This window comes from Mycobacterium sp. NTMscope_Eco_3 (assembly GCF_976985685.1).
Window position 1 is genome coordinate 4,926,698 of sequence record NZ_CDRJYZ010000001.1, and the last position, 20,238, is coordinate 4,946,935.

Here is a 20,238-nt window from a genome sequence, read left to right on the forward strand (position 1 = left end):
GGTATGGCCGTCTTTGTCCGCAGATTGTTCGGCATCGGCAAGCTGCCCGACGAGCTGCACGCCCAGGTCGAATCGGAAGGCCTTACCTACCTTGCCGATTACGTCGCGGTGACCCGGCGATTCAGCGGCACCATCCCCGGGGTGCGGTTGCCGCACGGCGTCGCGAGCTACACGGGGTCGGTGGCGTTCACCTCGGAGCGGGTGCTGGCGACGCTGTCCATGCTGCCGCGGCTGGCCGGGCCGACGGTCAACGTGTGCTGGAACGCGCCGCAGACCGGTGCGGCGAAGGTGGAGATCTCGTCGACCGGCCTGCAGGTCGACGTCGATGTCTCCCGGGTCGACGAAAAATTCAGCGGCGAGTTGTCGCTGCACTACAAGGTCGCGATCCCGGCCGAGGTCCTCGACCGCCTGCCGCGCCGGTCGTTGGCGTTCGACATGCCGCCGGAGTACGTGTTCCGGGCGGTCGGAGTTACCTATAGTCCCTGATCGTGATCCGCGGCCACGGCGGCTGCCGCAGCACCGCCAGGCTGCCGATCACCGCGGCCAGCAGGCCGGTGAGCACCCCGATCAGCGCGAGGCGATTCCCGTCCACGGCCGGCGTCCAGGAGGCCTGGCCGTTGCGGACGGCGAAGACCCCCAGCGGTTTGGCCACCACGATGACGGTGGTGCCGTCGGGGGTCTGATAGGGCTCGCCATAGGTGCGGCCGGCGGCGGGATCGGCGGCGAGCTGCTCGAGTACATCGGACGGCTTCACGGGGACACTCCCTTCAGGACACGGTCCACGCTAATGCGGATTTCCTACGATGGCTGATGTGACCGATGAGGCATTCAGCCCGCAGGAGCGGCGGGCCGTCTATCGCGTCATCGCGGAGCGCCGTGACATGCGCCGGTTCGTTCCCGGCGCGGCGGTGGACGAGGAGGTGCTGGCGCGCCTGCTGGAGGCCGCGCACGCGGCGCCCAGCGTGGGGCTGATGCAGCCGTGGCGGTTCATCCGGATCACCGACCCGGCGCTGCGGCGCCGGATCCACGCACTCGTCGACGAGGAACGCCCGCGCACCGCTGCCGCGCTGGGCGAGCGGGCCGACGAATTCCTGGCGCTCAAGGTGGAGGGCATCCTCGATTGCGCCGAACTTTTCGTGGTGGCGCTGGGCGACGACCGTGACAAGCACGTGTTCGGGCGGCGGACCCTGCCGCAGATGGACCTGGCGTCGGTGTCGTGCGCCATCCAGAATCTGTGGCTGGCAGCGCGTTCCGAAGGCCTCGGCATGGGTTGGGTGTCGCTGTTCGATCCGCGGCGGCTGGCCTCGCTGCTGGACATGCCGGACGGCGCGGAGCCGGTGGCCATCCTGTGCCTGGGGCCGGTGCCCGCATTCCCCGACCGGCCGGCGCTCGAACTGGACGGCTGGGCGGTGGCGCGGCCGCTGTCGGAGTTCGTCTGCGAGAACCGATGGGGCCGCCTCCCGTCACCCTGACTCGCCGACGCGGCGGGGATCGTCGCAGGCCGTTGCGGTATCGTCGCCGGTCGCAAGGCAAGGTGAGAGGTGACGCAATTGACGCCGGGCGAAGCCGCGGACAGCAAGGACGACCCGCGCCGCAAGGACAACGTGCTGATCGTGCACTGGCACGACCTGGGGCGCTACCTCGGCGCCTACGGCCACCCGGACGTATCGAGCCCGCGAATGGACCGCCTTGCGGCCGAGGGCATCCTGTTCACCCGGGCGCACGCCACCGCGCCGCTGTGCTCGCCGTCGCGCGGATCGCTGTTCACCGGGCGTTATCCGCAATCCAACGGCCTGATCGGTCTGGCCCACCACGGCTGGGAATACCGCAGCGGAATCCGGACCCTCCCCCAGATCCTGTCCGAATCGGGTTGGTATTCGGCGCTTTTCGGTATGCAACACGAGACCTCCTACCCGAAGCGGCTGGGGTTCGACGAGTTCGACGTGTCGAACTCCTACTGTGACTACGTCGCCGACAAGGCCGACGAGTGGCTGCGGCAAAGCGCCGACGGCCTTGTGGGACAACCCTTTCTGTTGACCGCCGGCTTTTTCGAGACACACCGCCCCTACCCCGAGGACCGATACTCCCCGGCGAACAGCGCCGACGTCGACCTGCCCGACTACCTGCCCGACACCCCCCAGGTGCGCGGCGACCTGGCCGCCTTCTACGGGGCCATCAGCGCGGCCGACGCCGCCGTCGGGCGGTTGCTGGACACGCTGGCGGACACCGGGTTGGACGCCACCACCTGGGTGGTGTTCTTCACCGATCACGGACCGGCGTTCCCCCGGGCGAAATCCACGCTGTACGACGCCGGGACCGGCATCGGCATGATCATCCGCCCGCCCACCAACCGGTCCGTGCCACCGCGCGTCTACGACGAACTGTTCAGCGCCGTCGACCTGGTGCCAACGCTGTTGGGGCTGTTGGGAATCGACGCCCCGGCCGACGTCGACGGTGTGTCACACGCGGGCGTGCTGCTGGAGCCGGACCCGCCCACCGCGCCGGTGCGCGACGAGGTGTACACGATGAAGACCTACCACGACTCGTTCGATCCGATTCGCGCGATTCGCACCAAGGACTACAGCTACATCGAGAATTACGCGTCGCGCCCGCTGCTGGATCTGCCCTGGGACATCGAGGAAAGCCCGTCCGGGGTGGTCGTGGCGCCGCTCGTCACCGCGCCGCGGCCCGAGCGCGAACTCTACGATCTGCGCGCCGATCCCACCGAAACCACCAACCTGCTGGCCGACGACGGCGCGGACGTCGACGACGTCGCGGCCAATCTCGCCGTCCTGCTGCATGATTGGCGTCAGCGCACCGGTGACGTCATCCCCTCGGAGTTCGCCGGAACCCGCATCGCCGCGCGGTACACCGAGACGTACCTGCAGATTCATCACGGCACCAAGCCGACCCCACGGTCGGCCATCGCCGCGGACCGGGGCATCGAAGAAGGCGGGCCCGCGCAGCGATAGTCGCCGCTCGTCCGATGGTGGCGACCCGCTACGCGCGGCCCGCTCCGCCCACCACGGCGACGACGAACACCCGCCGGAACGGGAAGATCGTCGTCCCGTCGGACCGCGGCGGATAGGCGTCGGACAGCAGCGGAATCAGCTCCTCGCGGAACTGCTCCCAGGTGTCGCCGTCGAGCCGCTCGCGCACCGGGACCAGCGCCGTGCCGGTGATCCATTCCAGCACCGGGTGCTCGCCGGTCAGCTGATGCAGATAGGTGGTCTCCCAGACGTCGACCCTGCATCCCGCGTCGAGCAGCAAGTTGGCGTAGTGCGCGGGCGGCTGAACCACCGCGCCGACGCGAAAAGGTATGTCGCGCAGCAATTTCGCGTACGGCTCGCGGCGGGCCAGCGCCCGCACCGCCGCGTACGACGGGGACTCGAAGTTGCCCGGCATCTGCACCCCGATCCACGATCCGGGCGCCAGCTCCCCCGCCCACCGCAGCAGCAGGTCGGCATGCTCGGGCACCCAGTGCAGCGCCGCGTTGCTGACCACCACGTCGGTGTCCGGTTGGGGCTTCCAGTCGCGCAGGTCGCCGGTGACGGCGTCGATGCCGCGTTCCTTGGCGGCGGCCACCATCTCCGGGGAGCTGTCCACCGCCTCGATCACCGCGTCCGGCCAGCGCCGGCCCAGGTACTTCGTCAGGTGCCCGGGCCCGCAGCCGAGATCGACGACGCGGCGCGCCTGCTCGGCGCCCACCCGCGACAGCAGATCGTAGAACGGCCGGCCGCGGTGGTCGGCAAAGGCCAGGTAGACGTCCGGGTCCCACATGTCGGTCCTCCTGATCAACGCGTCGTCGCTAGCCGGCTGATAGCAAACCGTATTACTCCTATGGTGCCCCTGCACCACCGCGGTGGTCCCGGGAAAAGACCGTAGCGACGGAAACCGGTGAAACGCCCTGGAAGCGCGAGCCCGCCCGGCTACCATCGGCGTTCGTGGCGCCCGACATGGATCCGATCGACCCGCCCATTCCCGTTCCCGACGTTCCCGGCGCCGATGTGCCGGCCGGCGCCGGCGGATTACCCCCCCACTCGGCGTTGTCGCCCCGTCAGCGAATGGTAGTCGAGGCATCGGCCCTCGGCGATCTGGCCCTGCGCACCTGGGTGGCCTCGTTGCTCACCACCACGGTGGCGCCGTTCGTGGTCGCGGGCGCCCTGCGGCAACCCGACACCGCGACCGAGCGGAGCAACCTCGACTTCTACGCCGAGCTGGGCGCGGCGGGAGATCCCGCGCAGTCCTTTCCGCCGCCCACGGAGTTGCCGCGGGTGACCTCGCGGCGGGCCAGCCCGCTGGCGGAGTGGGTCGCGCGCGGCACGGTCGACAACATCGCGTTCCCCAGCAGCTTCACCGCGATCAACCCCGCGATGCGTGCGCGTTGGAGCGCGTGGGGGTCCAACAACACGGTGCGCGCGCAGCATTGGCGCCACGACGACGGACCGCGGCCCACGCTGTGCGTGATCCACGGCTTCATGGGGTCGTGGTATCTGGCCAACGGTCGGTTCTTTTCGTTGCCCTGGTACTACCGGGCGGGCTACGACGTGCTGATGTTTACGTTGCCGTTTCACGGCAAGCGGGCCGAAAAGTTCTCACCCTTCAGCGGTTTCGGCTATTTCGCCGGCGGGCTCAGCGGCTTCGCCGAGGCGATGGCCCAGGCCGTGCACGACTTTCGTTCCATCATCGACTATTTGCGCCACACCGGTGTCGACCGGATCGCGCTCACCGGCATCTCGCTGGGCGGCTACACCTCGGCGCTGGTGGCCTCGGCCGACGATCGGCTCGACGCCGTCATCCCCAACTGCCCCGTCGTCACTCCCGCGACCCTGTTCGAAGAATGGTTCCCGGCCAACAAGCTGGTCCGGGTGGGCCTGCGCCTCTCCGATATCAGCCACGAGCAGTTGGGTGCCGGTCTGGCCTACCACTGCCCGCTCAACTACCGGCCGCTGGTCGGCCGGGACCGCCGGATGATCATCACCGGCCTCGGCGACCGGATGGCGCCGCCGGACCATGCCGTCAAGCTCTGGCACCACTGGGATCACTGTGCGCTGCACTGGTTTCCGGGCAGCCACGTGATGCACGTGAGCCAGCTGGACTACCTGCGCCGGATGACCGAGTTCCTGCAGGAGGTCATGTTCTAGCGGCCTCGAGGGTGTCGGTGGTCTCGGTGACTTCCGCGGTACCCGCCGACGACGCCCGATGGGCCCCGCCGACCAGGGTGGGCCAGTGCAGCCGGGTGAGCAGGTCGGCGGGCGCGGGCGTGTGCCCGTCCAGCCGCGTCGTGGACAGCAGGTCCAGCGCGGTCAGTGCGGGCAGGTGGTTTCCGCGCTGCGGGGTGAGCCCGTCCAGCGGCGCCTTGCGGTCCGGCGGGGTGTCGGTCTGGAAGGCGCACGCCACGGCGACGGTGGGGTGGTCCTTGTCACCGGCGATCTCCAGCGCCGTGCAGGTCTCGCGCGCAGAATGCGACCGGATGGCGTCCAGCGTCTCCGGCAAGGCCTCGTCCACCCGGATCTCGTATGCCGCAATGTAATCCGACGCGCCGCGCTGCACCCCGCGCCATCTCTCACGGGGGTTGGACGTCAGCAGCCGGGGGACGTCGTCGGGTGCGACGGCGGTGGCTTCCCATCCGGTCTCCCGGAGGTGGTCGGCCAGCCGCCGCGCCGCGACCTGAGCGGTCTCCTGCAACGGGATCCGCGGCGAGCGGGCCCGCAGCGCGGCGAGGTTCTCCGGCGCCGACACGGTGAGCCCGATCCAGGTCTCGCGCCGCGAGGCGTCGGAGGCGTTGTCCCGGCTGGTGATCCGGATCTTGTCGGCCCGGATGCCGTAGCGGTCCAGGTAGCCGGCGATCAGCGGCAGCGGCAGCACATCGGAGTCGCCCTCCGGTGCGACCCGGACCAGGACGGTGGTCGCCGTGGCCGGCGGCTCCGGCGTGAACGCATTGCGACGCCCGATGATCGCCAGGCGGCGGCGCGCCAGGGTGGTGAGATACAGACCGCCCCACGCGCCGAACAGCACGATCACGACGGCCGCCGCGATGCCGAGCAGCCAGTAGTCCCGGGGCGATCGCCACGGGTAGGCCATCACCGCAGGAACAATGGCCAAGAGCGCCAACGTGATTCGCCCGCTCCCGGGGGTCGGTATCGAAATCTTGCTCACGGGGTGGGGTCCTTTCGACGGCGTGCGGCGATGGTGGTGACCGCGCCGGCCACGGCGACCAGCACGGCCAGCACGGCGGTGCCGGCCACCGCGACGGTCCGCGGTGTGGTGTTCTCGGGCGCCGGCGCCGGGGGCAGGGCGACCTGCTTCGCCGCCGCCCCGCTCGGCTGATCGCCGGCGGGCAATTGCCAGGTCAACGCGGCCACCGGGTCCACGCTGCCGGCGCCCACCACGTTGGACGGGTCGCGGGCGCCGTTGTGCGCGGTCGCGGTGATGCGGTGCGTCACGGCGGTGGCGGACAGGTCGGGATACTTGCTGCGCACCAGCGCGGCGACGCCGGCGACGTAGCCGGCCGCGTAGCTGGTGCCCTTGAGGGCGACCAGTTGCTGATGGTCGTCGGGCAGGCCGTTGGCGAGGCCCGCGCCGTCACCGTTGCCGACCGACACGATGCGTTCGCCCGGCGCCGCGACGCCCACCCAGGGGCCCGCGACGGTGAATTTCGACGGCTGGCCCTCCGGGGTCAGCGACGCCACCGACAGCACGTACGGCTGCCACAACGACGGGATGGACACCGAGGTGACGCCGGCCCAGTTGCGTGGATCGTTCGGACGGCTCAGGTCGGTGAGCGGATTGGATTCGCAGGACGTCCCACCGGCGAACGATCCGGTCGGCCCGCTGTTGCCCGCGGCGGCCACGATCACGGCGTCCTTGTCCACGGCCGCGTAGCGCACGGCGGCGCCGAGGGCGGCCTGGTCGACGGGGCGGTCGACGGGCAGGCAGGTGGCCGAGCCGACGTCGATCACCCGGGCGCCGAGGTCGGCCGCGTGCACGATGGCCCGGGCGAGGGTCGCGACCTCGGACGACACCCGAGCCATCAGCGGATCGCCGCCCGGCGTGCGGGGGGAGAACCTGGCCGACGACGTCCTGATCGACACCACGCGCGCCGCGGGGGCCACGCCCGAGAACCCGTCGTCAGCCGAGGGCTGGCCGGCGATGATCCCGGCGACCAGCGTTCCGTGTCCGTCGCAGTCGGTCAGGCCGTCGGTGGTCTCGACGAAGTCGCCGCCCGGTTCGACATTGGGCAGCCGTGGGCCCGGCCGCACCCCGGTGTCGAGCACCGCGACCAGCTGGCCGTCGCCGCGCGAAAACTGCCATGCCGCCGGCAGATTCAGCGCGGACTGGCTCGGCGTGGGGGCGCCCGGATCGCTGCCCGGAATGACGCCGGACGTGACGCAGGGTCCGCGCTGCTCCATCGGCTGCACGGGCCCCGCCGCCCCGCTCGGCGGGGGGACGCCGGGATCGACCGTCGGCGGGCTGATCGCGAAAGCCGGCGGACTCGTCCACGTCGCGGTGGCCGGCAACAGGGCCAACGCCGCCGCGAGGCAGGCTGCTGGATATTGCCGCGGCCGAATCATCGATTGAGCACCAGGCTGAACAGCCCGACCACAAACGCCATGACGGGGATCAGCGAGGCATCGAGTCCGGCCGCGGCGAAGCCCACCAGCCGTCGCACGGGAAGCGAATAGCTCTCCGGCTCAGCGATACCCGGGTTCAGCGCCAGCACGATCCACACCGCCACGAGCGCCAGCAGCACCAGCGCCGCACCGAGGGCGGCGCCGTAGCGTCCCGTCGCCGTGTAGATCACCAGCAGCACGCCGGCGGTCAGATAGGGCTGGGCGAGCAGCCACGCCTTGCACGCCGCCGAGTCCCACACCCGGGCGCGCAGCACCGACGCCGCGGCGGTCGCGCCCACCACGTACCAGCCCGCGCCGCTCAGGGTCTCCGGGCGCAGCGCGATCGCCACCGAGCCCAGGACAGTGAGCAGCACCGCGGCGGCGATGAAGCCGCTCTGGTGGGCGTCGCTGATCCGCACGCGGCGGGGCAGGTCCTCGAGCACCTGCAGCGACGGCGCCGACGGCGTGGGATCCCCGGGCGCCGGAATGACCGGCAGCGGGAAGCGCGCCCACAGCGCGGACAGCTGCGCCGCTTCGATGGTGACCAGCAGCGCGGCCACGATCAGACCGCAGCCGATCGCGACCAGCTTGACGTGCCACAGCAATTCGGCCCCCGCGGCCAGCAGCACCGCCGCGCCCAGCACCGCGGTCGCGGTGAAGAATCCGGCGATGCGCTCGCGCTGCGCGCTGGGCACCATCAAGGCGATCAGCGACCACGCGGTGACACCGGCCGCGGCCAGCATCACCTGCGCAGGGCCGAACCTGCCCGGCACCGCCAGCACCAGCGCGGCGCCGATGGGCACCAGCGCGGCGATCGACAGGGCCATTCCGGTGCGCGCCGAGCGCGCCGTGGCCAGCAGGCCGACGATCGCGGTCAGGGCCGCGACCGCGCTGACCGCAACCACCCCGGACAGTGCGCCGGTGGCGACGCGATAGGTGACCGACAGGCCGGTCGCCAGGAAGGCCACGGCGATCGCCGCGGCCAGCGCGCCGCGCTGGATATGCGTTGTGCCCCAAGGCCGCAGCCGAGAGGTGGAGAAAATCATGGCGGCGTCGGCGATGTCCTCGACGATGCCGGGCGCGGCCGGGCCGACCGGCACCGGCTGCAGCGCCAGCAGGTCACCGTCGACGACTCCGACCGTGTCCAGGCTCGCGTCCAGGCTGAACGGCGCGCCGCCGATGGGCGCCAGGCTCAGTTGGGTGGCACCACCGATCTCGGCGGCGCCGCGTGAGCCGGAGCCGTCTTCCGCGTCGCCGTTCGCGGTGGCCGGAACCACCAATCGCTGGACCGCGGGCAGGATTTCGCGCAGCGGCAGCTCGGCAGGTAGGGCCATTTCCGTCAACCTGCTGTCCGCGAGGATTGCCACGCGGACGATCGGCATGACGGTTCCGGACGTCACCGGACCCTCGAAGAATGTTGCGGCCGTTCCTGGGACATCGTGCTCTCTTCTCTATTTCTTTCAGTGGTGGACGGACAGTGTTGACGGGGAGAAATCTCGCGTTGAAGGCGAAAAATCTCGCGTTGAAGCGGAAAAGTCTCGTGCTAACCGGTGTTCGGCGAACCATCCGGCATCTGGCAGCTGGGCGGTCAGTTGTTCGATCGCGACGGCGATCGCGAACGGGGTGCCCGGCGCGAAGGTCGAAACCCACTCGCCGTCGAACGCGCGGGACGGGCTGACCAGGACCCGGCCCTCGCTTGTGTCCACGATGCTCATCCCCACCTCGGTGGTCGAGTGCCGGCCGTCGCGGTGGCAGCCGGCGACGATCTCGACGTAGCTTCGCGACCCGTTGAACACCGACTCCACCACCGGCCGCGCCGATTGCGGAATACCAAGGTAGTCAAGGACTTCGGCGAGCGGAGCACCGGAACGCAGACGCTCGTCGGCGCGGGCGCCCACCCGGGTCGGCATGCTGAACTCGTCGAACCGCGCCGGTTGCCGCTGGGCCAGCCCGACACAGAGGACCGGAACCAGTGCGCGCGGGTCATCGATGTCCATCGCGGTGAACGTGATCAGCTGCGCGCTGCGCAACGCCACCACCGTCGTCGACGGCCGCCCGCCGGCCCCGGCGCGCTGCGCGACGATGCCGCGCAGCAGCTCGCCCGCGCCACCGGCCGCACCGGTGTCGTTGGCGGGGGGGACGTAACGCAGGTCGAGCCACCGCTCGGGGAAGCACACCACCTTGATCCACTCGGCGACGGCGGGGTTGATGAGTCCGGCTTCTGATACCAGGCCCATCTGGGTGAGCTCCGCCCTCTGACGGTCGAGGAACGCGTTGCGTTCCGCGGCGTCACGATAGGGGCAGGTGATTGCCAATACCCACGGGAAGCTTCCCGCCCCAATCGTTTCCGCGATGAACCACGCGTGATCGACCGTCAGCTCGACGGCGTTGGGAGCTGGTTCCATCAGGCTCGTTCAGCCACGAACTAGCCGCCCCACTTGGCGGCTTCGGCCTGGTCGCGGGCCAGCATCGACATGGTGTTGGCCTCGTGGGTGCTGGCCATCGACTGGTATGCGCGCACCAGGCTTTCCATGGCCTGGTTCCACTGGGCCTGCCACACCTGGTAGGTCATACCGGTATCACCTTGCCAGGCGTTGGACAGCGTGGCCTGCTCGGCGGAGATGTCGGCGCCGAGCCCCTGCATCGTGCCGGCGTAGCCCGACATGTCGGCGGCGTGGCTCAACATCGCCGGGTAGTTGTACATGATTTGCGACATCACAAGTCCTTTCGCGGGTTGGTGGCGTCTAAAAGCGGCGGTGTCAGAACGCGGTGTAACCGGAGGCGGCCGCCGCGTCCGCGGCCACATAGGTGCCGGCGGCGTCGCCGAGGTTGGCCTGGGCGATATCCAGCAGCGTGTTGACCCGCGCGGCTACCTCCACGAACCGTGCGTGCGCGGCCTGGAACGCCGCCGAGGACTCGCCCTGGTGGAAAGCCTGGGCCGACATCGCTTCCTGCTCGGCCTGGCTGATCGTGCTGCGCAGCAGCGCGGCCTTGGCGCTGAACGCCGATTGCGAGGCAACCAACTGCGGGATATGAGCGTCCAACATACTCATGGTGATTCCTTTCTATTGCGTCCGTTGGGGTTTGGAGTAGTTCACCCGGATGTGGCTGACTGCCTTATCCCCCCTTCCCCGGTTCGGTTGGGCCCGTTCCGTTGACGGCTTCCTGCCCCCACGTGCCGGGCACCATTGGCATCCGTGGGCCGCCGCCGAAGTCATCGTCGGCCAGCTTGGTCAATCCCGCCGCCTGAAACGCCTTGTGTCGCTGCTTGGTTCCGGCGAATCCGAGCGCCCCGGCCCCCTGCGCGGACGCGACGGCCGCGGCGAGCTCCTCCTCGTCGCCGTAGTCCGGCGGCACACCGAAATCGGATTCCATATCCGCGAACTCGTCGGCGTGGTCGTGCAGCGCGGCCCGCCGCCGGCGCCGCGCTCGCGCCTCGGCGCGCGCCGGCGCCGCCGCGCCGGCCGCCGGGATCGTCGCCGCGGGCGCCTTGGCCCCGCCGCGGCCGCCCAGGGTGGGACCGACGCCGGTTTCCGGGTCAGCGCCGTAGGCGACCACGTAGGCGAAGCTTCCGGCCGGCGCCGCCGGCGCCGGGGCGGCGGGCGCGCCGGTGCCGGCCGCGACCGTCGTGGCCGGGGTCGCGGCGGGAGTCGCCACCGTCGGCGCCAGGGCGACCGCCGGCAGCATGGACGGCTTGTTCGATGCCAGCACGGGCGCCACGGCGGCCGGGGCCGCCGCCTCCGGCGCGGCCTCGGCGGGCGTGGCGAGCAAGGAACTGAGGCCGATGCCCAGCAGGAGCGGAATCAGGAACGGCGCGGTCAGGATCGCGCCCCAGGTCGGCCAGCCGACGGCGTTGAAGAACACCTGGTAGGCGACGAAGAACAGCAGCGGTCCGTTGGCCGCCAGGAATGCCGGCAGGTTCGAGAAGAAGTCCTGCAGCATCTGCTGGATGTTCTGGAAGAAGTCCTGCAGGAACTTCGACAACTGCTGGATGAAGTTCTGCCACCAGTCCCCGGTGTTCTGCGCGGCGTTGGACGTGAGGTTGTTGGTCTCGCTCCCGGGATTGACGATGGTCGGCGCGGCCATGGTGCGCGGTGCCGCAGCCAGCGCCGAGCCCGAGACGGCCTGGTAGGTGCCCATGGTGGTGGCCGCCTGGACCCACATCCGCGCGTAGTCGGCCTCGTTGACCGCGATCGGAATCGTGTTGATGCCAAAGAAATTCGTCCCCACCAGCACCCCGTGGACGGCGTGGTTGGTGGCGAGCTCGGCCAGCGTCGGCATGGCCGCCAACGCGGCCGTGTACGCCGTCGCCGCGACCTCCTGTTGCGCCGCGGCACCCGCGCTGTCGGCGCTGGCCTGCTGCAGCCATGCCAGGTACGGCAGGTGGGCCGCCACATACTGCTCGGCGCTCGGCCCTTCCCACGCCCCCGCCTGTGCCTCCCCCAACAAGGCACTGAGTTCGCCGGCCGCCGTGGCGTATTGGGCGCTGAGCGAGGTCCACGCACCGGCGGCCGCCAACAGCGGCCCCGGTCCCGGACCGGCGCTCAGCAACGCCGAATGCACCTCTGGTGGCGACGCCATCCAGATGGGGCCGAAGGGGGCGGTCATCGTCAGGCGCCCGCGATCCCGAACGTCGCAGCGGCCGCGGTGTCGCCCGCGAGATAGCTTGCGCCGGCCTCCCCGACGCCGAGCCCGGCGCGGCCCAGCTCTTCGACGCCCTGGGCCGCCATGGCCGAGTGCTCCTGGCCCTGAGCGCTGAACCCCACAGCCGTCTGCAGCGACACCGGATCGACCGCCGGCGGCACCACCGCCGTGATCGCCGGGGCCGCCGCCGCGTGCGCGGCCGCCAGCCGTGCCGTCAGCGCCTCCACCGCGGCGCTGGTGGCGGCCAGACCTTCGGGAACCACTCGCAGCGTCATCTCTACTCCTCCCGTTGCGCTTCACTTGCCATTACGGTTTCCCCGATCAAGGGGTTGATCAATTGCACGTACGTCGGACCATCGCTGTCGCCCAACAGGATCGCCCGTCCGGCCGGCAACCGGCCGAACCGTTGACCGCGGATCTTGCCGCTGTCTTGCGGGTTGCCCGCGAGCATCAACGTGGTCGCCTGCAGGTCGTTGAAGCGGCGCAGCAGCGGGTTCGTCATCAACGCGTGCCCCGACCCGGTGGCCCGCGCGGTGACGATCACCCGGATCCCCAAATCGGCTGCCTGCGAGAGCAACCCGAGCAGCGGACTCCACGGGCGCTGCCCGACGTAGGGGCCACTCATCGCCGGCGAATCCGGTATCTGGTCCACGTCGTCGATGATCAGGTAGTGGGTCTGGCCCGCAAACGTCCACCGCGACAGTTCGGCCGGTGACATGCCGGCCGGTGGCCGGCGCGACTCGATGAGGTTGGCCAGCCCCAACATCGCCGGGATGATGCGGTCGATGTTGGCGGTGTACTCGTTGTCGGCGAACAACGGTTCGTCGACGAGGTGCAACCGCCGATCCAGCACCGTGAAGGCCACCTGATCCGGCGTCGAGTGTTCGCGGACCGTGCGAATGAGGTGGCGCAGCAGCGTCGTCTTCCCCGACTTGCTGTCACCGAACACCATCAGCAGCGGGTTGTCGGCGAAGTCGACCACCACCGGCGCGAGATCCTCCTCGCGCTGGCCGATGACCACCTGTTCCGGCCCGCGGTAGAGCGACCCGACGGCATCCGGGGCGAGATTGGTGGGCAGCAGCCGCACCGGCGGCGCCGCCATGCCCGGGTAGCGGTCGTTGATGGCGGCGACCTGGTCCAGCTCCGGGGCGGCGAACAGGAAATGTTCTGCGGCCATGGTCAATCCGCGGCCCGGCTGGTCGTGCGGCACCGCCTCGGCGGGCCGGCGCAGGGCGCCGACCACCCGCACATTGCTGTCCCGCGGATCGTGCAGCTTGAGCTCGAGCCGCAACCCGAGGCCGTCCCGCATCGACAGCGGCACCTCCAGCCAGCTGGGCGTGGTGACGACGACGTGGATGCCGTACGCCAGCCCGATGTTGACCAGCTCGGTGACCTTGGCCAGCAACGGGTTTCGCGTGTTGAACTGGTCGGTGTTGTCACGGCCGAACGCGTAGAGGTTGTCGATGAGCAGGAACACCTCGCCGAACCCGTCGTCGGGGACCCCACCGCGGGAGTCCCGGAACGCCTCGCGGCGCTGCCGCGACAACAGCAGCTGCTCGAGCTCCCCGAAGGTGCGCCGGATCCGTTCGGGCTCCAGGGCCGAGGCGACGCTGCCGACGTGCGCCAGGCCCTCCAGCGCGCGCAGCTTGCCGCCGCCGTAGTCCAGGCAGTAGAACGTGACCTCGCGCGGCGAGTGCAGGCTGGCCGCCGACAACATGAACGTCTGCAGCGCAGTCGACTTCCCCGACTTGGGGCCACCGTGGATGACCATGTTTCCGGCCGACGACGCGGCATCGAATATCAGTGGGTCGCGGCGCATCTCGAACGGCTTGTCGATCTCGCCCAGCGGCCACCGCCACTGCCGCGGCGGCACGCCGGCCCGGGCCAGCATCGCGGTCACCGGGATCGGCTCGTCCAGCGGCGGCAGCCACAACTTCGGCGCGCGCGGACCGTAACCGGCCAGCTGGTCGCCGATGGTGGCGATGAGCTTGCGCGGCGGCCCGGTCAGTTCGACCTCGTCGGGGCTGGTGATCACGGTGTCCTGATCGGGCTCGACCCGCCCGGCGGTGAACACCTTGGGCTCCGGGATGGACGGCACCACCAGCGATTTGGCCTTCTGCGGCGGATCGTAGATGCCGTCGACATAGGTGCTGCGGAACTTGATCGGGGTCGCGCCCGGCGCGGGCACCAAGAAGCCCACGCCCTTGTGCTCCTTGCCGGATTCGATGTGATAGGCGTCCTCCACGCCGATGATCTGGCGGGACACGCTGGGGCTGGCCACCTTCAACCCGATGCGGTAGGAGGTGTTCTTGTCGATGTCCTTGATCTTTCCGACATCCAGCGTCTGCGACGCGAACAGGATGTGGATGCGGAACGAACGGCCTTTGCGGGCAACGTAATCGAACAGCTCCGCGTACTCCGGGTGGTCGGCCAGCATCAACGTGAACTCGTCGGCCACCACGAACAGCGTCGGGATCGGCGCCAGGTCGTGCCCCGCCGCGATGGCGTTCTCGTACTCGACCACCGAGTTGAAGGCGCTGCCCTGCACCCGGCGGCCGGCCTCACGCAGCAGCGTCTCCCGGCGGGCCACCTCGCCGCGCAGCGTGTCGGCGAACCGGTCGGCCAGCGACTTCTTTTCGGCCATGTTGGAGATCACCGCGACAACCTGCGGGAAATGGCGGAAGCTGTCGGCCCCGGCCTCACCCTTGAAGTCGGCGTAGATGACGATCAACCGGTCCGCCGAGTGAGTCGTCAACAGCGACAACAGGATCGACATCAGGGTCTGGGACTTACCCGACCCCGTCATACCGATCATCAGACCGTGCGGGCCCATCCCGCCCTCGGCCTCGTCCTTGAGGTCGAACATCAGCGGCTCACCGGTGGCGGTGACCCCGATCGGGACGCGCAGCTCGTCCTCGCGGCGCCGGGGCGCCCACAGCGTCGGCACATCCAGTTGCGACGCGTCCGGGATGCCCAGCATCGTGGTGAACGTGGCGCCGCGGGTGGCCGCCGAGCGCAACCCCGTGTGGGACGGGTTGGAGTCCCACCGCGACAGCTGGCGCGCCAGGTGGGCGGCCTCGTCGGCGCCCAGCTGGTCGGCGTCGTCGATGTAGGGCTGCCAGCCGCCGGTCTGCCAGCGCTCGAGGGAGCAGCCTCGGCCGCCGCCGCTGATGCGCAGGATCGGCTTCTCCGGGTCCGAATACTGCTCGCGGTGCGGGGCGATGGCGCCGCGGTGCACCACGGTGACACCCGCCCGGCCCATCGCCAGGGTCGAGGCGTTCAGGTCGTAGTCCGGGTCGTCGACGACGATCAGCAGGTGCCGCAGCGCGTCGGCGGGTTCGCCGGTGAACGCCGGGCGGTCGACGAGCGCGGACCCCAGCTTGACGACCAGTTCGTCGGCGTTGGTGGCCATGAAGCGGGCCGGCCCGACGCCGTCGAGCTCACCGGGAATGTCGATGTGCGGCAGCCACTTCAGCCACGACCAGTCCGCTCCCTCGAGATCGGGAGTGACCAGCGCGACCCCGAGCACCGTCGGGTCGTGCCAGGTGACCGCCTGAGCGACCCAGGCCCGCATCGCCGAGCGCGCCTGGTCTTCGGGGCCGAGCACGGTGATCCTCGAGACCTTGGCCAGGTCGATTCCGGTCGGCACGTCACGCACCGTGCGGTGGGTCTCGAGCAGGCTGCGTAATGCGCTGTGCGACACCGGCTCCAGGTCGATCTCGTCCGCGGTGTCGTTGACCCGCAGCGCGGTCGCCAGGGGCACGTGGTGCCGCCCGGCCCGCAGCACCAGGAAGTCGGGATCGTGCGGGTCGCGCTCCCACTGACGGCGCGTTCCGGGCACGGCGGCCAGCGCCGCGGGTTCCGGGTGGGACCACTGCGCGGCGGCGCGCTGCGCGGCGGCCTGGGTACGGATGTTGTCCCGGACCACAGACAGGTAGCGCAGGTAGTCGGCGCGCTCGGCGTCGACCTCCTCGGTGCGCGTCTTGTTGTCGTTGCCGCGGTACATCGCCGTCGCGGCGAGCAACAGCACGAACGGGAAGAACAGGGTCTGCGGGGAGATCAACCGCATCCCGGTCGCGAACAGGGCGACGATCATGCCGACGATCAGGATCACCAGCACGTACGGCATCGCCCGGCGCAGGAACGACGGCGGAATCACCCGGGGCAACTCGGGCGGCGCCTCGATGGCGATGGTGCCCTTGCGGGTCACCGGCGGCGCCAGCCGGCGGCGCGCTTCGAAGATCAGTCGGCTCATCGGGGGGCTCCCTCGGCTTCCCTAGCAGCAGCGGTGACGCGGCCGGGCTTCTGGTCGGGCGTCAGCCCGTCGTGTGCCAGCAGCGCGTCGGCGCGCGATAACGTCGGGCCGCTCGCGAACAGCGACAACATCGACCACGGAATGGGGACCGGCGGCCCGGTAAGGCCAAGGGCCTCAACGGTTTTGCCCTGCCCGGCGGCCGGGTGCTCCGCCTCGTTGTCGATGCCGTAGCGGACACCGGTGTCAGAGACCCAGAACAGCGACCCGGCGCCCGGCGAGTTCGGCCCGCCGCCGACGGTCTGGGTGAAGTATCCGTATCCCGGCGCCAGGGCGACGCGGGCGGCGGTGGTCGGCGCGCCGCCGCCCACCAGGTCGACGGTGCGTATCGATTCGGCCACCGGCAGGGCCGAGCCGGACAGCAGGTTCACCGAGCTGCTGGCGGCACCGGCGGGCTTGCTCCAATACGCGCACGAGACCGGCGATTTGGCGGCGTCCACCAGGCCCACCTGCTGGTCCGGGTACCGCGTGGTGTCCAGCATCCGCGACACCGGCAGCTTGGCCACCGCATCGGCGCCCAGCCGCGGGGGTTGGTCCAGCCCATAGGAATTCGTGTTGCGCAGGATCGCGGCGAGCACCGGCGAGATCTGCTGCAGGCCGTCGGGCAGCACCGCGTAGTAGCGCGGCGCACCCGAGGAGCTCTGATCCAGGGTGTAGGACACCACCACCGCGCCGATCGGTGCGGTGGTGGTAAAGGGCGCCGGCGCACCGGCGTTCGGGATGCCGGGCGCGGTCAACGACGGCGCCTCGGGTATCGCGTTGAACAGGCCCAGGGCGATGGGGCGGGGCGCGGGGATGTCAGAGTTGCCCTGTCCCAAGCCAAGTGCGTTGGTGATCGCATGGTCGGTCAGGTTGATTTGACTGCGCTTGCCCTCCCACAGCAACCAGGTGGTGCCGTCGCGCTCGGCGAGCAGTGCCTGGCGCGGCGCGAGCGTGGCGGCGCGGGCGCCGCTGCTGTCGGGCCGGCCCGCGATCACCGTGACGCCGGTGCTGTGGGCGGCGTGCCCGCCGGGCTCGCTGACCGCGTCGCACACCGTCCAGTTCGCGTCGGCCGACGGGTTTTGCACCATCCGTTCCGGCGCGCCGGGGATGCCGATCAGGTTGCCGCGCGGAAACCGGTCCAGCTCACTGCTTTTCACCATGGTGGGGTCCACCGGCCGGCCCGTGATCAGCCGCGCCGAGGTCAGGTTGAGCACCGGATGCAGGTCCTCACCGACACGGACATACAGCGCGGCGGTTGACCGGTCGGCGAGCACGGCGTTGGTGCCCGCCGTCCCGCTGGGCCGGATGAGCGAGAACACGAAGCAACCGGCCAGGCCGGTGATCAGAAGGACGGCGCCCATCGCCACCGCGCGCGACTGGGTGCGCAGGGGGTCGACGAGCATCCTGGTGTCGTGCAACGCAATACCGGAGGCGATCCGGCGCATCACGAATCGCCAGCCGCTGACCTGATGCCGGGTGACGAAGCCGCGGCGGTACTCGACCTGGTCGGGGTTGTCGTTGACCGGGGTGCGAGAGGTGAACGAACGGCGTTCGTCGGGTTGATGGTTGGACGTCATGCCGGCACCGACAGCCCGAGGCCGCGCAGCAGCGGCTCAACCGACCTTGCGACGTCGTCGTCGGTGATCGTCATCAATTCCTCGTCACTGAATTCGCCGGTTCCGGCGTGTTCCGAATGGTCGAGCCGGAACTCTCGTTCTTCTTCGGAGCGTTCGACGATGTTTCGGACGAATCGACCGTTACCGGCGATGTCCAAGTTGCGTCGTGAGATTCCGTTGGCGTCGGGGGTCGAGTCGGTCGCCAAGTTCGTGAACAGCTCCTCCATGTGGTCGAGCGCGGCCTTTTCGAAGATGCTGTCGCGCTGCTCGGCCATCTTGTTCGCGATCTCGACGAGTTCCGACGGTGCGTAGGAAGGGAAGTCGATGTTGCGGGTGAACCGGGAACGCAGGCCCTCGTTGGTGTCCAGGAATTTGTCCAGGTCGGCGCGGTACCCGGCGATGATGACCACCAGGCGGTCGCGGTCGTTCTCCATCCGCGCCAGCAGGGTGTCGATGGCCACCAGCCCGAAGTCGTTCTTGGCGCCGGTGGCGACCAGTGCGTAGGCCTCGTCGAGGAACAGCACGCCGTCGAGCGCGCTGTCGATGATCGCGTTGGTCTTGGCCTCGGTCTCGCCGATGTGCTGGCCGATGAGGTCGGCGCGGTGCACCTCGCGGATGTTCTCCCGCTTCAAAAGCCCGAGGCCGCAATAGATTTTGGCGACCACGCGGGCGATGGTGGTCTTACCGGTTCCGGGTGGGCCGGCGAAGACCAGGTGGTGGGCGCGCTGCGCGACCGCGAGTCCGCGCTGCTTGCGGACCAGCTCCATGGCGACCGAGCTCTTCAGCCGCGACACCTGGTTCTTGACCTCTTCGAGGCCGATGAATTCGGCGAGCTGGCGTTCGGCCTCGTGCAGCAGCACGGCCTTGCGTTCGTGGGCGGCGGGATCGACGAAATCCTCGGCGCTGGGCTCGGTTTCGGGGTTCCACGGATCGATGCGGGCCTCGATGCGGGCCGCCGTCGTGGTCACGATGCCGAAACTGGTGTCGGTCAGGGCCTGTTCGACCTGTTCGTTCTCGGGGTGGGCCGCGTACAGGTCCTGCAGCACTTCGCTCGCCGAGTCCTCGTCGACGTGCGCGCGCAGCACCAGCGCTTTGGCCAGCGCGCCATCGACGGCCGCCACCGCGACCGGTCCGTCGGGCTCCTCCAGATAGGACAGCGCCGGGGCGAACATGCCCAGCCGGGCCAGCGCGGTGCCGAGGGCGATTTTGGCCGCGTGCGAGAACGCCTCGTCGAGATCCGTGTCGTTGACGATCGGGGTCAGCAGCTTGACGACGTCCGACCAGCGCTCGGCGCGGTAGTTGATGACGACGGACACCCAGCGGGCCTCGCGCCAGTTCGGGCGCTCGGCGCTCAGGCCGGCGACGATGGCGTCGGCGTCAGCAAACCGTCCCGCCGTGGCGAGCGAGGCCGCGTAGGCGAGGTGGAAATCGTCGGGAGTGGTGGCGCGAAACTGTAGATACAGTCCGGTGTCGTAGCGGAAGCCCAGCGAGTCGGGCGCCAGATCGACCTGGCGCTGCAGCACGCCCGCGGTGGCCGCGGTGCGCGACACCGCCTCGAGCACTCGCAGCGACGCATCCCCGGCGGCCGCCAGCCCCGTCCACGCGTCGCATTGGTCGTGGGCGATGCGCGTCAGCGCGGTGAAACCCGAGCGGGCCGCGGCCAGGTCGGCCGGCCGCTGGCGCTGGTAGACGACGATGCCCAGCGCGCGGCAGCACGTGGCGAACCGGCTGACGACGTCGCCGTCAACGCGCGTGTCGACCCGCGGATTGACGGGCTGAACTGTGAGCATGCCGGTGTCACCGTGTTCCACGGCCGCGTCTTTTCATGTATGTAGTCTCCCCTAACCTGACCCGCCTGAAGTTAGCATTGCATAAGCTAACTGTCGAGGCGTTTGGGCCTGTCCGACTCACCACTGCACTGCCCTTCTTCTACCGCCGATGGGGGCGTTCCGGAGAGGGTTTAGCCGCATTTTCGGCATACTCACAGCCGCACGTCGTGCGGCCTCACAGCAAGGCCTCACCTTACTGAAAATCATTTTCATTATCAATCCCGGCCCGCAAGCTCGGCGCC

General features: G+C 69.9%; 17 protein-coding genes. 4 read left to right on the top strand and 13 right to left on the bottom strand.

Annotated elements, in window-relative coordinates; all coding sequences use genetic code 11:
• The first annotated feature begins 3 nt into the window (after positions 1-3).
• Positions 4-486 (top strand): hypothetical protein, encoded by a 483-nt coding sequence (locus AC0KTM_RS22875; RefSeq protein ID WP_225330329.1) that lies wholly within the window; start codon positions 4-6, stop codon positions 484-486.
• Here the strand turns inward: AC0KTM_RS22875 and AC0KTM_RS22880 are convergent.
• Positions 470-754: a hypothetical protein gene (locus tag AC0KTM_RS22880; protein WP_225330330.1), complete on the bottom strand. Its 285-nt coding sequence runs from the start codon at positions 752-754 to the stop codon at positions 470-472. The genes AC0KTM_RS22875 and AC0KTM_RS22880 overlap by 17 nt on opposite strands.
• A 49-nt stretch (positions 755-803) precedes the next feature.
• On the opposite strand from AC0KTM_RS22880, the gene bluB reads away from it, so the two are divergent.
• On the top strand, positions 804-1,472 hold the full coding sequence (gene bluB / locus AC0KTM_RS22885) for a 5,6-dimethylbenzimidazole synthase (protein WP_225330331.1): 669 nt from the start codon (positions 804-806) through the stop codon (positions 1,470-1,472).
• A gap of 69 nt (positions 1,473-1,541) precedes the next feature.
• The gene (locus AC0KTM_RS22890) at positions 1,542-2,972 is read left to right on the top strand and encodes a sulfatase family protein (protein WP_225330332.1); all 1,431 of its coding nucleotides are present in this window, start codon (positions 1,542-1,544) and stop codon (positions 2,970-2,972) included.
• Positions 2,973-3,000: 28 nt separating this feature from the next.
• Here AC0KTM_RS22890 and AC0KTM_RS22895 read toward each other — a convergent pair whose 3' ends face one another.
• Positions 3,001-3,780: a trans-aconitate 2-methyltransferase gene (locus tag AC0KTM_RS22895; protein ID WP_472416747.1), complete on the bottom strand. Its 780-nt coding sequence runs from the start codon at positions 3,778-3,780 to the stop codon at positions 3,001-3,003.
• 176 nt (positions 3,781-3,956) lie between these two features.
• On the opposite strand from AC0KTM_RS22895, the gene AC0KTM_RS22900 reads away from it, so the two are divergent.
• Entirely contained in the window at positions 3,957-5,144 is a 1,188-nt protein-coding gene (locus AC0KTM_RS22900; RefSeq protein ID WP_472417537.1) for an alpha/beta hydrolase family protein, read from the top strand.
• On the opposite strand, the gene eccE is transcribed toward AC0KTM_RS22900, so the two are convergent.
• From eccE to eccA3, 11 genes are all read right to left on the bottom strand, one after another.
• Positions 5,134-6,159, bottom strand: a complete 1,026-nt coding sequence (gene eccE / locus AC0KTM_RS22905) for a type VII secretion protein EccE (protein ID WP_472416749.1) — start codon at positions 6,157-6,159, stop codon at positions 5,134-5,136. The genes AC0KTM_RS22900 and eccE overlap by 11 nt on opposite strands.
• Positions 6,156-7,574: a type VII secretion-associated serine protease mycosin gene (gene mycP, locus AC0KTM_RS22910; RefSeq protein ID WP_472416751.1), complete on the bottom strand. Its 1,419-nt coding sequence runs from the start codon at positions 7,572-7,574 to the stop codon at positions 6,156-6,158. The genes eccE and mycP overlap by 4 nt, the downstream gene beginning before the upstream one ends.
• Positions 7,571-8,995 carry a type VII secretion integral membrane protein EccD gene (eccD, locus tag AC0KTM_RS22915; protein WP_225330338.1) on the bottom strand — a complete coding sequence of 475 codons (1,425 nt, stop codon included), beginning with the start codon at positions 8,993-8,995 and terminating at the stop codon, positions 7,571-7,573. The genes mycP and eccD overlap by 4 nt, the downstream gene beginning before the upstream one ends.
• A gap of 78 nt (positions 8,996-9,073) precedes the next feature.
• Positions 9,074-10,018, bottom strand: a complete 945-nt coding sequence (locus AC0KTM_RS22920; protein WP_472416753.1) for an ESX secretion-associated protein EspG — start codon at positions 10,016-10,018, stop codon at positions 9,074-9,076.
• A 20-nt stretch (positions 10,019-10,038) separates the two neighbouring features.
• Positions 10,039-10,329 (bottom strand): WXG100 family type VII secretion target, encoded by a 291-nt coding sequence (locus AC0KTM_RS22925; protein WP_008261663.1) that lies wholly within the window; start codon positions 10,327-10,329, stop codon positions 10,039-10,041.
• Between the two features lie 43 nt (positions 10,330-10,372).
• Positions 10,373-10,666 (bottom strand): type VII secretion system protein EsxG, encoded by a 294-nt coding sequence (gene esxG, locus AC0KTM_RS22930; RefSeq protein ID WP_008261664.1) that lies wholly within the window; start codon positions 10,664-10,666, stop codon positions 10,373-10,375.
• 64 nt (positions 10,667-10,730) lie between these two features.
• Positions 10,731-12,221, bottom strand: a complete 1,491-nt coding sequence (locus AC0KTM_RS22935; RefSeq protein ID WP_472416755.1) for a PPE domain-containing protein — start codon at positions 12,219-12,221, stop codon at positions 10,731-10,733.
• A 2-nt stretch (positions 12,222-12,223) separates the two neighbouring features.
• Positions 12,224-12,532 carry a PE family protein gene (locus AC0KTM_RS22940; protein WP_067165003.1) on the bottom strand — a complete coding sequence of 103 codons (309 nt, stop codon included), beginning with the start codon at positions 12,530-12,532 and terminating at the stop codon, positions 12,224-12,226.
• Between the two features lie 2 nt (positions 12,533-12,534).
• A complete protein-coding gene (eccCa, locus tag AC0KTM_RS22945) occupies positions 12,535-16,512 on the bottom strand; it encodes a type VII secretion protein EccCa (protein WP_472416757.1) in 3,978 nt (1,325 codons plus the stop codon).
• The gene (gene eccB, locus AC0KTM_RS22950) at positions 16,509-18,128 is read right to left on the bottom strand and encodes a type VII secretion protein EccB (protein ID WP_225330451.1); all 1,620 of its coding nucleotides are present in this window, start codon (positions 18,126-18,128) and stop codon (positions 16,509-16,511) included. Before eccB ends, eccCa begins: the two co-directional genes overlap by 4 nt.
• Positions 18,125-19,978 carry a type VII secretion system ESX-3 AAA family ATPase EccA3 gene (eccA3, locus tag AC0KTM_RS22955; protein ID WP_472416759.1) on the bottom strand — a complete coding sequence of 618 codons (1,854 nt, stop codon included), beginning with the start codon at positions 19,976-19,978 and terminating at the stop codon, positions 18,125-18,127. Before eccA3 ends, eccB begins: the two co-directional genes overlap by 4 nt.
• Positions 19,979-20,238: the final 260 nt, after the last annotated feature.

Excerpts from the sequence above, each read along its gene's own strand:
- AC0KTM_RS22875 (WP_225330329.1), top strand. The coding sequence starts at position 4 with ATGGCCGTCTTTGTCCGCAGATTGTTCGGCATCGGCAAGCTGCCCGAC.
- bluB (WP_225330331.1), top strand. The coding sequence starts at position 804 with ATGGCTGATGTGACCGATGAGGCATTCAGCCCGCAGGAGCGGCGGGCC.
- AC0KTM_RS22895 (WP_472416747.1), bottom strand. The coding sequence starts at position 3,780 with ATGTGGGACCCGGACGTCTACCTGGCCTTTGCCGACCACCGCGGCCGG.
- AC0KTM_RS22900 (WP_472417537.1), top strand. The coding sequence starts at position 3,957 with ATGGATCCGATCGACCCGCCCATTCCCGTTCCCGACGTTCCCGGCGCC.
- mycP (WP_472416751.1), bottom strand. The coding sequence starts at position 7,574 with ATGATTCGGCCGCGGCAATATCCAGCAGCCTGCCTCGCGGCGGCGTTG.
- eccD (WP_225330338.1), bottom strand. The coding sequence starts at position 8,995 with ATGCCGATCGTCCGCGTGGCAATCCTCGCGGACAGCAGGTTGACGGAA.
- AC0KTM_RS22920 (WP_472416753.1), bottom strand. The coding sequence starts at position 10,018 with ATGGAACCAGCTCCCAACGCCGTCGAGCTGACGGTCGATCACGCGTGG.
- AC0KTM_RS22925 (WP_008261663.1), bottom strand. The coding sequence starts at position 10,329 with ATGTCGCAAATCATGTACAACTACCCGGCGATGTTGAGCCACGCCGCC.
- esxG (WP_008261664.1), bottom strand. The coding sequence starts at position 10,666 with ATGAGTATGTTGGACGCTCATATCCCGCAGTTGGTTGCCTCGCAATCG.
- AC0KTM_RS22935 (WP_472416755.1), bottom strand. The coding sequence starts at position 12,221 with ATGACCGCCCCCTTCGGCCCCATCTGGATGGCGTCGCCACCAGAGGTG.
- AC0KTM_RS22940 (WP_067165003.1), bottom strand. The coding sequence starts at position 12,532 with ATGACGCTGCGAGTGGTTCCCGAAGGTCTGGCCGCCACCAGCGCCGCG.
- eccCa (WP_472416757.1), bottom strand. The coding sequence starts at position 16,512 with ATGAGCCGACTGATCTTCGAAGCGCGCCGCCGGCTGGCGCCGCCGGTG.
- eccB (WP_225330451.1), bottom strand. The coding sequence starts at position 18,128 with ATGACGTCCAACCATCAACCCGACGAACGCCGTTCGTTCACCTCTCGC.